The organism is Streptococcus sp. 2741, assembly GCF_013276315.1.
Classification (GTDB): Bacteria; Bacillota; Bacilli; order Lactobacillales; family Streptococcaceae; genus Streptococcus; species Streptococcus pseudopneumoniae.
Genome location: NZ_VMKU01000113.1, coordinates 1 through 11,404, shown reverse-complemented (window position 1 = coordinate 11,404; position 11,404 = coordinate 1). Strand labels below are relative to the sequence as shown.

Below are 11,404 nucleotides of genomic sequence, written 5' to 3'. Positions count from 1 at the left end.
GAAGTCAGTAACATATATATACGGCAAGGCGACGCTGACGTGGTTTGAAGAGATTTTGAGTATAATCTTTCTCGAAGCGCTATTACCCCTTTTTTGTCCCCTGAAATCGAGTAGGAGCTAAGACTAGCTCCCTTATCTAAGTATCGGAATACGGCTGTTCAACTAAACTTTAGAAAGAACTTCTCCCCCTTCTCTCAGTTCACAGAAGCGTTTTATACATACCGTCCTATATTTCATGAACAAGACGTTTTCAGGCTAGCATCCTATCAGACAATCTATTTTAAAGATAACCGTGACTCAGGATCACTTCTATCTGTCGTTTTCTCTTTATAGTGATAGACCTCACGGGATAAGTCGTACATCTATCCTCGTTTATACAAGATATGAGGACGTTAAAAGGTTACAGTGAAAATAGGAAATCTTAGTACGAATTCAATTACTCTCGTGCTTTATGTACTACCTTTTTGGAATTTAGAGTTCTGAGCCCCCTTATCCACTATATACACCTTACTATCACGTTCCTGTTCGTAGAGCCACGATTTCGCTATCCCTTCCTCTGACGATTCTTATTTCCAGCGACAGACTTAAAACGGTCTATCCCCAGACCGTTTTAACCCGCTACCTCACGATAGTCAGGCTTGGGAATCGCTATTTGACTCGCCGAGAACTTTGACATCAGATATACTATAACAAAGTGAAATAAGAATCAAACAATTTAATTTTAAAATTCAAATCAATTGATAACAATATTTTAGAAGATATCCTGTGCTATTCCAGATTCAGTTTGCTATACATGCCCGTTGTACCACAAAATCCCGTGTCTGATGAGGCACGGGATTTTTTAGCTTCTTTACTGAGATGGATTGTCTTTTTTAGTTCGTGCCAATCTCAGAGCACGATTTGGATTGAGACGATTAAATAGTTCTTCCAATTTCTTTTCATTCCAAACATCTGCGGCGGAAACAAAATTGCCATCCGCATCTCGGAAAGATATCGGTTTATCTCCCATACTAGTCTCCTAGTCTACAAATTCAAATTCAAATTTACCAATGCGGACCAAATCCCCATCCTTAGCACCACGCGCACGAAGGGCTTCATCAACCCCCATACCACGTAATTGACGGGCAAATTTCATGACTGATTCGTCACGATCAAAGTTGGTCATATTAAAGAGTTTCATCAGTTTTTCACCGGAAAGTACCCATGTCGCATCGTCATCACGGCTAATTTCAAAGGCTTTCTCTTCCTCGTCAAATCCATAGTAAGCTTCTTCTTCCATATCGGACTCGTCGTAAAGCAAGAATTCTGGTGTCTTGTCTAACAATTCAGCTGTAGCATCCAAAAGCGTAGCCAGACCTTGCTTGGTCAAACCAGATATTGGGAAGATAGCTGGTAACTCTTCAAATTCATCGTAGTTTTCAGCCAATTTTTTCTTAAATTCTTTAAGATTTTCTTGACTCTCAGGCATGTCCATTTTGTTAGCTACAATAATCTGTGGACGCTCCATGAGACGAAGATTGTATGACTCTAACTCCTTGTTAATGGCAAGATAATCCTCATAAGGATCACGTCCTTCGCTAGCTGACATATCAATAATATGAAGGATGACACGGGTACGCTCAATGTGACGGAGGAACTGAGTTCCCAAACCAACACCTTGACTAGCCCCTTCAATCAAACCTGGCAAATCGGCTACTGCAAAGGATTCACCTGATTGGGTGCGAACCATACCTAGATTTGGCACAATGGTCGTAAAGTGGTAGGCACCAATTTTAGGTTTAGCCGATGTGATAACACTTAAAAGTGTTGATTTCCCTACAGATGGGAATCCTACTAAACCAACATCTGCCAAGATTTTTAGTTCCAATTGTAACTCACGTTCCTGACCTGGTTCCCCATTTTCAGAGATTTCAGGTGCAGGATTTTTTGGTGTTGCAAAGCGGATATTTCCACGACCACCACGACCTCCGTGGGCAACGATAAATTCTTGTCCATGTTCAATCAAATCTGTCAAGACCTTGCCAGTCTCTGCATCACGAACAGTCGTACCTTGTGGTACTCGAACTATAAGGTCCTCAGCACCACGTCCATGCATTCCTTTGGTCATTCCTTTTTCACCAGAATCAGCCTTGAAATGACGATTGTAGCGGAAATCCATGAGGGTACGTAGTCCTTCGTCTACAACGAAAACCACATTACCTCCACGTCCACCATCACCACCCCAAGGACCGCCATTAGGGACATATTTTTCACGGCGAAAGGCAACCATGCCATCACCACCATTACCAGCCTTGACCTTAATCTTGGCTGTATCTAAAAACATACTCATTTTTTCTTCTCACTTTAAAAAAGGGCTGGGAAATCCCAGTCACAAAATTTTCTTGAATCTTTTTATAGATTACTGAGGGCACCAATTGCAGTTGCAAAAATACCCAAAATACTTGCTACTAACATGATAAGCACGATAAGCAAGGTTAATTTCTCAAACATCGTTTTTTTACGTTTTCCATTATCTCCAAATGCCATTTTTATCTCCTTCGTTACATTCTATTTTCTATTATCTTAGCATGAATTCAGCTAGTTTTCAATAGTCAGTTGCTACTGGTGCAATAATCCATAAAATGATATAAGCTACAATTCCAGCTCCGTAACAGCAAGCAAGGACACCCCAAATGATTCGAACAATAGTTGGATCCATATCTAGATAATGGGCCACCCCGGCACAAACACCAGCAATCTTTTTGTCACGACCACTTCTCATTAATCGTTTATTCATAGCTTGTCCTCTTTCTATTCTTCACGGTCTTTCCAATAATCTCTCATGCTAATCAGCTGTGTTTTTGATGCCTTTAGCATTCGTCTTGATCCTTTTACCGGTACAGCAACCACCTGTTGCGGAAGATACAAAACTGTCTTAAAGATTCGCTGACTGACCGTATCATCTTTAGCTAAATCTTTCTGGAAATTATTTGAAATAATGGCATCCAAATAAAATTCATGCACTCGTTTTCCAAAGTTCTCAGCTGAAATCTCGTATAATTTCGTTGATAAGGTATGCTCATTCATGTCTGGTGTTGCAATCAGGGCCTCCAGAATAGCTCCAGCCAAATCATGTTCACCGTAATACAAGGTACCAAACATTTTGTCATTGATGAGATTGTCCAGATAAGGATTTCCGTGAGCAATGACAGGCGTCCCACTAGCTAAGCTTTCCAAGTAGGTCAAACCTTGGGTCTCACTTGTCGATGCCGAGATGAAGAAATCCGCCGCCTTATAGTAGAGCGCTGTCTCACTAGGAGCAATCATCCCTGTAAAGATGACTGAGTCTTGAATCTCTAGGTTCTGAGCTTGCTCTTTGAGGTCATCCAGATAAGGGCCATCCCCAGCAACTACCAGTTTAACCTTGTCTTCTTCTTTCAGAACTTCTGCAAAGGCTACTAGTACTGCTTGAATATTTTTTTCATAGGAAATTCTGGAAAGACTCAGCAACATCTGGTCATCATCTTGAATCCCTAGTTTACTACGTAGTTCTTTCAAATTTTCCTGCTTGATTTCCGGACGCTCAAACTTGGCTAATTCAATCCCAGTTGGAATGACACGTTTTTCAACCTTAACCTTATAGTCAGATAGCAAATCATGGACAATCTCACTCGGGCAAATCACCCCATCCACATCATGCAAAAAACCTCTAACCAGATACTTGACCATGCTAGGACGAATCAACATCCCCTTGGCAATATAATGCACATAGTCTTCGTACTGGGTGTGATAGGTATGGATGACTGGAATCTTCAATTCACGCGCAATCCAAATCCCCAACAAACCAAGAGAAAATTCTGTCTGAGTATGGATAATATCCAGTTGATATTGTTTAGCAATTTCAAGTGCCTTGCTGAAGCCTCGATAGGCAAAGCGACGATCTTTAAAAGCAAAGAAAGGAACACTTGGAATGCGGATGATTTGCCAATCTTCATAACGATTGACATCCTTATCTGTCGTCGTAAAGATAAAAACAGCATGCCCCTGCTTTTCAAGTTCTGTTTTCAAGGTTCGAATACTGGTCGCAACACCAGAAACCTGAGGAAAATAGGTATCTGTAAATAAACCAATTCGCATAGATTACCTCACTTTTTACTTTCTCCCTAAAGCGGCTTGTTTCTCATAAAAGTCCAACCAGATTTGTAACAGATGCTCTTCTGAATATTCTCTGGAAATATTCTTAGCCTTTTCTTTGAGGTCTTTTAAGGCAACAGGATTTGCTTGATATTCCAAAATAGCCTCTTTCATCTCTTCTCTATCTGCTGTCGCCCGATAATTTCCCTCTAAAATCACCTTATAAAGATCCAAATCACGTAACATAATAGGAGCTTCACAACTGGCAGCCTCTAAAATCGTCATCGGAAAGAGCTCATTGTAACTAGGCAACAAGAAAAGATTCGCTAGGGCATACAATTCGCGCATCCGCTCTGGCGATACAATACCTGGAAAAATCAAATTTTTAGGGGGATTCTCCATGATTTTCTTGTAGCGTTCATAACCATCTGTCATACCACCAAAAGAGAAACCACCGGCCCAGATAAAGGTAATCTGAGGCAATTCCTCAGCCAGACGGATAAAATCATCAATCCCTTTACGTTTCTGAACTTGCCCAGCACCTACTACGATAAACTGGCTGTCACTAAGACCTAGCTCTGTACGCAGTCTGACTACCTCTTCCTGTGGTAGAGGATGCCATTTTTCCTTGTTGACAAAGTTAGGAATATAAGTCACTTTTTCACGTGGAATACCAGCTGCCACCAAATCCTCAATGAACATAGGATTGACCACAACCAAGTGCTCCATCCGGTTGTAAAAAGAAAATACATAGCGTTTGACAATTCCCTTTAAGAAAAATGGAATCTTCAAACTCCCCTCAAGTGTATCAGGCAAGAAATGCACATAGCCAATTTTTCTCCCTGAGCGTTTCTTTTGGAAGGTTGATAAATAATAGGGGAAATCAATCGTATGAAAGTGAGTCACATCTGCCTCTATTGGAAGATTTTCAATAACAATCAATTGGTTCTTGGCATCACGGTGAAGAAGACGAACTAATTCACGGTAGGCACCTGAAACTCCTTGTCCTGCTACTTTCTCACTTGAACTCAACATATTGATGCGTAATTTCTTTTTTTCCATAACTACTATTATATCATTTTCTTTGAATAAAATCAGCAAAAGAAAGGAGAGACTAGAGGAAAAGAGGGGGAAATTTCCTCGCTCTTCCAATAATCTCTCACATGCTTTTATATGTTTACTTAATGCCTAGGGCAATGCGGGCATAGCGACTCATTTTTTCAACAGTCCAGGCTGGATACCAAACTAATTTAACCTCAGTATCCGTTACTTCTGGCACCTCTGTCATGGCATCATAAATCTGATCCGTCAAAAGGTCTGCCAAGGGACAACCCATAGTTGTCAACGTCATATCAATCTCTGTTTGCCCTGTGTCGCCGTCAAAACGAATCTCATAGATCAAACCAAGATTGACAATATCGATTCCCAACTCAGGGTCGATGACTTCTTCCAAGGCTGATAAAATTCGTGTTTTGATATTTTCAATTTGCTCTTCTGTATAAGCCATATTCATCCTCACTCTTAGTCTTCAATAAAATCACGAAGCGGTTTGCTACGACTTGGTTGGCGTAGTTTTCTCAAAGCCTTTGCTTCAATCTGACGGATACGCTCACGGGTTACGTTAAATACTTTACCCACATCTTCAAGGGTACGCATTTTTCCATCGTCTAGTCCGAAACGCAGACGTAGAACATTTTCTTCACGGTCTGTAAGAGTATCTAAGACTTCATCCAACTGCTCACGCAAGACAATACGAGTTGTATAGTCCACTGGATTTTCAATCACTTCATCTTCGATAAAGTCCCCAAGGTGGCTATCATCCTCTTCACCGATTGGAGTTTCAAGGGATACCGGTTCTTGGGCAATCTTCAAGATTTCACGAACCTTATCAGGTGTCATATCCATACGTTCAGCAATTTGTTCTGGTGTTGGATCTTGTCCCAATTCTTGAAGGAGATTCCGCTGTTCACGAACCAGTTTGTTAATCGTTTCAACCATGTGGACTGGGATACGGATGGTACGAGCTTGATCCGCAATAGCACGAGTAATAGCCTGACGAATCCACCAAGTTGCGTAAGTTGAAAACTTGAACCCTTTAGAATAGTCAAACTTGTCAACAGCTTTCATCAAGCCCATATTCCCTTCTTGAATCAAGTCAAGGAACTGCATACCGCGTCCAACATAGCGTTTGGCAATAGAAACAACCAAACGAAGGTTGGCTTCCGCAAGACGTTGTTTGGCTTCGATATCACCAGCTTCAACAGCCAGTGCCAACTCTTTTTCCTCTTCATTGGTCAAGAGAGGAACGACCCCGATTTCTTTCAAGTACATACGGACAGGGTCATTGACCTTAGCCGAAGTTGAACCAATCAAGTCCTCATCGCTGAGTTCTGGTTCTTCTTCATTGCTAAGAACACGCGCACTTGGATTTCCTTCGTTATCTGTGATCGAAATTCCTGCATCCTGAATCCGTTGCAAGAGATCTTCAATCCCATCAGCGTCCAAGGTAAAAGGAATAACCAGACTTGCATTGATTTCATCGTCTGTTGCTGTCCCTTTTTGCTTATGATTACGGATAAATTCTGCTACTTGTACGTCAAATGTTGTTACTTCTTTTTGTTTTGTTGCCATTATTACTCCATTCTTCTCTTTTGTGAAATTAAACGTTCCAATTCTTCTAGGGCTATATCTGTATCTCCTACATGGCTAGCTTCCTGCACCTTCTTTTTGATTCTCATATTGTCCTGATTCAAGAGAGCCTTGTTTCGAGTCATTTCTACTTCACTAAGTTCCTGCGGTGACATCTCAGCAGGCAAATCCTGAGCTAAGACTTGGTAGCAAGCTCTTTCAACTTCCTCTGTCTGTTCTGCTAAAACTTCTGGAGGAAGATTGCCATACTGACCAAGCAAGTCATATAAGACCTGAAATTCAGGTGTATCAAATGCAAAGTCTTCTCGCAAACGGTAATCGTTCAAAACAAGAGGGGATTCCATCATCCGATAGAGTAGATGGGCTTCTGCTCTCATAATAGCTGATAACTGCTTGGTGACAGGCATAGTGATTTGCGTCGGTCTGGAAATTCCTTCCATGCGATTCTGCCTTTGCGCCTGACGACTCTCATTAACAATCTGCTCAATCTGGGCATAATCAAAGGACGCCAGACTGTCAGCTAAAATATGAATATAGCTGTTTTGAGCAGTGATGGATTTTTCTTGAACAATCAAGGGAGCTATTTTTTCAATAAATTCAATCTGAGCCTGCAGATTTTCACTATTTTCAGGTTTATACTGGTGAATGTAAAACTCAATCGGACTAATACGAGTTTTCGTTAATAGATAGGCCAAGTCTTCTGGGCCATTTTTTTGTAGATACTCATCTGGATCCAAGTTATCAGGCATGCTGACGATCTGCACAGGAATCTCATCAATTTCATCCAGTGCTTTCAATGTCGCAGCTTGCCCAGCCTTATCGCCATCGTAAACAAGAACCAACTTCTTGGTTAACCTTTTCAGATGCTCAACATGCTCACGACTCAAGGCCGTTCCCATAGATGCGACAGCGTTTTCGATTCCAGACCGATAAGCTGCAATGACATCCATGAACCCTTCCATCAGGTAAATCTCACTGGCTTTTCCAGAAGATTTTTTTGCCCTATCCATATGATATAATTCGTAACTTTTGTTAAAAATTGCAGTCGATCGGCTATTTTTATACTTAGAAGTTTGTGAATCCGTTTTCTGCCAGATACGACCTGAAAAGGCAATGACCTTTCCTTGGTCATTTGTCAGGGGAAACATGATACGATTGTGAAAGGTATCTACAAATTGATTGGCATCTGAGAGGTAAAATAGTCCCGAATCCAAGAAATCCTCTTCACGATACTGACCAGCCAAACGTTGATAGAGATAGTTTCGTTCTGGAGGTGCTAAACCAATCCGAAAATGCTTGAGCACTTCATCTGTCAAACCACGCTGATAAAGGTAGTTTCTGGCCTCTTCACCCATCGTAGTTGTCATGAGAATAGCATGGTAAAATTTGGCAGCATCTTCGTGCATATCATAAAGAGCTTGGTGAGGCGAGGCTGGCCTCTGCTCACTATAAAGCGGTTTTTCCACCTCTATACCGACACGCTGACCTAAGATTTGGACAGCCTCTATAAAGGGAACCCCTTGGTACTCCTCTATGAACTTAAAGACATCACCAGATCGGCCACAACCAAAACAGTGGTAAAACTGCTTATCCTCTACAACGTTGAAAGAAGGTGTTTTTTCACCATGAAAAGGACAGAGCCCTAGATAGTTCCGTCCTGCCTTTTGTAAAGAAATCACATCTCCTATGACTTCCACAATGTTGGCATTGTTTTTGATTTCTTCAATGACTTGTTTGTCAACCATACACAATACCTCCATGTTATCATAGTTTACTTTATATAGTATACTTTATTTCAGAAAAAAAGTAAACCATTTCACTCATTTTCCTTACTTTATTCAAAGAGCTGATAATAATCAGAGATTTTCATTTTTGCTTTTTCTTCTTGGTTCAAATCTTGGATAATCCGTCCTTCTTTCATGACAATCAGACGATTACCATATTTGAAAGCATCTTCCATATGGTGGGTAATCATAAGGGCTGTCAGCTGGTCTTTCTTGACAAATTCATCCGTCAATTCCATCAAGGCGACACTTGTCTTTGGATCAAGGGCTGCAGTATGCTCGTCTAACAAGAGTAATTCAGGTCGCTTCAAGGTTGCCATCAAGAGACTCAAGGCCTGTCTTTGCCCACCTGATAAGAACTCAATCGGTGTATTCAAGTGTTTCTCAAGACCATTTCCTACTTTTTCAATAGTTGCCTGAAACTCATCCTTATAGCTAGCAAGACGTCTCGGAAACAGTCCACGTTTTTCACCACGAAACTTGGCAATCAAAAGATTTTCAGCTACTGTCATACGAGGAGCTGTCCCCATCTTGGGATCTTGGAAGACTCGAGACAGATACTTAGCCCGCTTCTCTGGTGAAAACTTGGTAACATCTTCGCCCAAAATACGGATAGTTCCACTGGTTAGTGATAAGGTTCCTGCAATAGTGTTAAAGAGAGTTGATTTCCCAGCACCATTTCCACCTAAAATCGTGATGAAATCCTGTTCAAAAATTTCTAAGGAAACATCATTTAAAATAATCTTTTCTTCATCAAAGCCATTTTTAACGACTTTGGTTGCATTTTTTAATTCTACAATTGCTGTCATTTGCTTAATTTGGCTCCTTTCAAGATTGTTTGCTTAAATGTTGGAATCATGAGGCAGACTGCCAAAATCACGGCGCTATACAAACGAAGGTAACTTGTATTAAAGCCAAGCGCGATAACTGCCCATACTAAGAATTGATAGGCGATAGAACCGACAACGATAGTAACCAAACGCTCTGCCAAGCTCAAACTCTTGAAAATAACTTCTCCAATAATCAAACTTGCAAGCCCCACAACGATGACACCAATTCCTCGAGATACATCAGCATAACCTTCTTGCTGGGCAATGAGGGCACCTGCAAGGGCAATCACACCATTTGATAAGACCAAGCCCATCAGCTCCATGCGCCCAGTATGAATCCCGAAACTTCTAGCCATATCAGGATTGTCACCTGTAGCAATATAGGCTTGTCCGAGTTTGGTGTCCAAGAAAAAGAGCATGAGAGCAATGACAAGACTCACAAAGATAAGACCTGTCAAAAGTTGATTCAAGTCTGAATCAAAAGGCAAGGCATCCTGAATTTGCTTGGTTCCAAGCAAGCCTAAATTTGCACGTCCCATAATCAAGAGCATGATAGAGTGACAGGAAGTCATCACCAAAATCCCTGAGAGCAAGGTTGGAATCTTCCCTTTTGTATAAAGAAGTCCTGCTACCATTCCAGCTAAACAACCTGCTCCTACAGCAAGCAGTGTCGCTAAAAAAGGGTTCACGCCTTTGGTTATCAGAGTGACAGCAACAGCTCCCCCAAGAGGGAAGGAACCTTCTGTCGTCATATCTGGAAAGTTCAAAATCCTAAATGTCATAAAGATTCCCAGACCTAGAATAGCCCAGACAAATCCTTGAGAAATAATGGAAACAATCATATTTTATTTAATCCTTTCTATATTCATCTTTTTAAAAAATGGGAAGAGTCTCCTCCTCCCTACCTTATTTATTCGATGACTTGTCCTGCTTCTTTGAGAACAGACTCAGGAATCGTAACACCTAGTTCTTGTGCTATTTTTTTATTGATGACTGACTTACCAGTTGAAAAGACATTGACTGGGGTATCGACTGGTTTTGCACCTTTCAAGACTTGCGCAATCATTTTTCCAGTTGCCACACCAAGGTCATGTTGGTCAACTACAACTGATGCCAAACCACCTACTTCTACCATAGCTGTCGCACTTGGATAAATTGGTTTCTTAGAACTTTGATTGCTAGAGACAACCGTTGGAAATCCTGATGCAATGGTGTTATCAATTGGAACCCAAATAGCATCTACCTTGCTAGTCATAACAGTGACAGTTGAGGCAATTTCATTTGTTGAAGGAACTGCAAATGTTTCCACTGTCAGACCTGCTTTTTCAGCATAAGCCTTAAATTCTTCGACCTGTGTTTTTGAATTGTCTTCGCTACTTGAGTAAAGAGCTCCGATTGTTTTCACATTCGGTGTCAGAGCCTTGATGAGTTCAACTTGTTGTTGAGCTGGATTGTGGTCAGATACCCCTGTAATGTTGCCACCTGGTTTTTTCAAATCTTTGACCAAGTTAGCACCAATTGGGTCTGTAATAGCGGCCATGATAACTGGTAGGTCTTTTGTTGCACTAGCCAAACCTTGAGCAGCTGGTGTTGCGATACCAACCACAAGGTCATTGCCATTTGCAACCAATTGTTTACTCATTGTCGCAACCTTACTTTGGTCACCTTCTGAGTTCATAAAGTCGATTTTCAACTGGTCATCTTTATAACCTTCTTCTGCAAGTCCAGCTTGAATCCCTTTATAAATCAAGTCAAGAGAGGGATGGCTCACAAATTGAAGCACACCAATCTTGGCTATTTTCTTCTCATCCTTATTATTCTGAGCTTCTGATTTATTCATTGAAGAATAAATCAAGCTTCCTGCTACTAAGACTGCTAATGCAGCGATAATTCCAATTAAACGTTTATTTTTCATTTTATTTCTCCTTTTTAATTCCTTTAAAATACTTCACTTATCTAATACTCTTCGAAAATCTCTTCAAACCACGTCAGCTTCACCTTGCCGTAGCTATGGTTACTGACTTCGTC

The 11,404-nt window shown here is 41.0% G+C and carries 12 protein-coding genes; all 12 read right to left on the bottom strand.

The window, feature by feature from the left end; all coding sequences use genetic code 11:
• Positions 1–850: 850 nt before the first annotated feature.
• Positions 851–1,009, bottom strand: a complete 159-nt coding sequence (locus HT671_RS09520; protein ID WP_007284777.1) for a hypothetical protein — start codon at positions 1,007–1,009, stop codon at positions 851–853.
• 9 nt (positions 1,010–1,018) lie between these two features.
• A complete protein-coding gene (gene obgE / locus HT671_RS09515) occupies positions 1,019–2,329 on the bottom strand; it encodes a GTPase ObgE (protein ID WP_054388343.1) in 1,311 nt (436 codons plus the stop codon).
• A gap of 62 nt (positions 2,330–2,391) precedes the next feature.
• The gene (locus HT671_RS09510; RefSeq protein ID WP_000863852.1) at positions 2,392–2,526 is read right to left on the bottom strand and encodes a DUF4044 domain-containing protein; all 135 of its coding nucleotides are present in this window, start codon (positions 2,524–2,526) and stop codon (positions 2,392–2,394) included.
• Between the two features lie 58 nt (positions 2,527–2,584).
• Positions 2,585–2,761 (bottom strand): PspC domain-containing protein, encoded by a 177-nt coding sequence (locus HT671_RS09505; protein WP_031233512.1) that lies wholly within the window; start codon positions 2,759–2,761, stop codon positions 2,585–2,587.
• A 29-nt stretch (positions 2,762–2,790) separates the two neighbouring features.
• The gene (locus tag HT671_RS09500; RefSeq protein WP_054388341.1) at positions 2,791–4,116 is read right to left on the bottom strand and encodes a glycosyltransferase family 4 protein; all 1,326 of its coding nucleotides are present in this window, start codon (positions 4,114–4,116) and stop codon (positions 2,791–2,793) included.
• A 15-nt stretch (positions 4,117–4,131) separates the two neighbouring features.
• Positions 4,132–5,175: an alpha-galactosylglucosyldiacylglycerol synthase gene (gene cpoA / locus HT671_RS09495; protein ID WP_240153280.1), complete on the bottom strand. Its 1,044-nt coding sequence runs from the start codon at positions 5,173–5,175 to the stop codon at positions 4,132–4,134.
• A 115-nt stretch (positions 5,176–5,290) separates the two neighbouring features.
• Positions 5,291–5,620: a metal-sulfur cluster assembly factor gene (locus HT671_RS09490; protein WP_000331925.1), complete on the bottom strand. Its 330-nt coding sequence runs from the start codon at positions 5,618–5,620 to the stop codon at positions 5,291–5,293.
• A gap of 14 nt (positions 5,621–5,634) precedes the next feature.
• Positions 5,635–6,744 carry an RNA polymerase sigma factor RpoD gene (gene rpoD / locus HT671_RS09485; RefSeq protein WP_000201900.1) on the bottom strand — a complete coding sequence of 370 codons (1,110 nt, stop codon included), beginning with the start codon at positions 6,742–6,744 and terminating at the stop codon, positions 5,635–5,637.
• 2 nt (positions 6,745–6,746) lie between these two features.
• Positions 6,747–8,507 carry a DNA primase gene (dnaG, locus tag HT671_RS09480; protein ID WP_138702338.1) on the bottom strand — a complete coding sequence of 587 codons (1,761 nt, stop codon included), beginning with the start codon at positions 8,505–8,507 and terminating at the stop codon, positions 6,747–6,749.
• An 89-nt stretch (positions 8,508–8,596) separates the two neighbouring features.
• Positions 8,597–9,355 (bottom strand): ABC transporter ATP-binding protein, encoded by a 759-nt coding sequence (locus HT671_RS09475; RefSeq protein WP_023935887.1) that lies wholly within the window; start codon positions 9,353–9,355, stop codon positions 8,597–8,599.
• Entirely contained in the window at positions 9,352–10,218 is an 867-nt protein-coding gene (locus HT671_RS09470) for an ABC transporter permease (RefSeq protein WP_050207529.1), read from the bottom strand. The genes HT671_RS09475 and HT671_RS09470 overlap by 4 nt, the downstream gene beginning before the upstream one ends.
• Before the next feature lie 68 nt (positions 10,219–10,286).
• A complete protein-coding gene (trpX, locus tag HT671_RS09465; protein ID WP_138703414.1) occupies positions 10,287–11,291 on the bottom strand; it encodes a tryptophan ABC transporter substrate-binding protein in 1,005 nt (334 codons plus the stop codon).
• Between the last annotated feature and the right edge of the window lie 113 nt (positions 11,292–11,404).

Coding starts and splice junctions, on each gene's coding strand:
- rpoD (WP_000201900.1), bottom strand. CDS start 6,744: ATGGCAACAAAACAAAAAGAAGTAACAACATTTGACGTACAAGTAGCA.
- dnaG (WP_138702338.1), bottom strand. CDS start 8,507: ATGGTTGACAAACAAGTCATTGAAGAAATCAAAAACAATGCCAACATT.
- HT671_RS09520 (WP_007284777.1), bottom strand. CDS start 1,009: ATGGGAGATAAACCGATATCTTTCCGAGATGCGGATGGCAATTTTGTT.
- HT671_RS09470 (WP_050207529.1), bottom strand. CDS start 10,218: ATGATTGTTTCCATTATTTCTCAAGGATTTGTCTGGGCTATTCTAGGT.
- HT671_RS09490 (WP_000331925.1), bottom strand. CDS start 5,620: ATGGCTTATACAGAAGAGCAAATTGAAAATATCAAAACACGAATTTTA.
- HT671_RS09510 (WP_000863852.1), bottom strand. CDS start 2,526: ATGGCATTTGGAGATAATGGAAAACGTAAAAAAACGATGTTTGAGAAA.
- obgE (WP_054388343.1), bottom strand. CDS start 2,329: ATGAGTATGTTTTTAGATACAGCCAAGATTAAGGTCAAGGCTGGTAAT.
- cpoA (WP_240153280.1), bottom strand. CDS start 5,175: ATGGAAAAAAAGAAATTACGCATCAATATGTTGAGTTCAAGTGAGAAA.
- HT671_RS09505 (WP_031233512.1), bottom strand. CDS start 2,761: ATGAGAAGTGGTCGTGACAAAAAGATTGCTGGTGTTTGTGCCGGGGTG.
- trpX (WP_138703414.1), bottom strand. CDS start 11,291: ATGAAAAATAAACGTTTAATTGGAATTATCGCTGCATTAGCAGTCTTA.
- HT671_RS09500 (WP_054388341.1), bottom strand. CDS start 4,116: ATGCGAATTGGTTTATTTACAGATACCTATTTTCCTCAGGTTTCTGGT.
- HT671_RS09475 (WP_023935887.1), bottom strand. CDS start 9,355: ATGACAGCAATTGTAGAATTAAAAAATGCAACCAAAGTCGTTAAAAAT.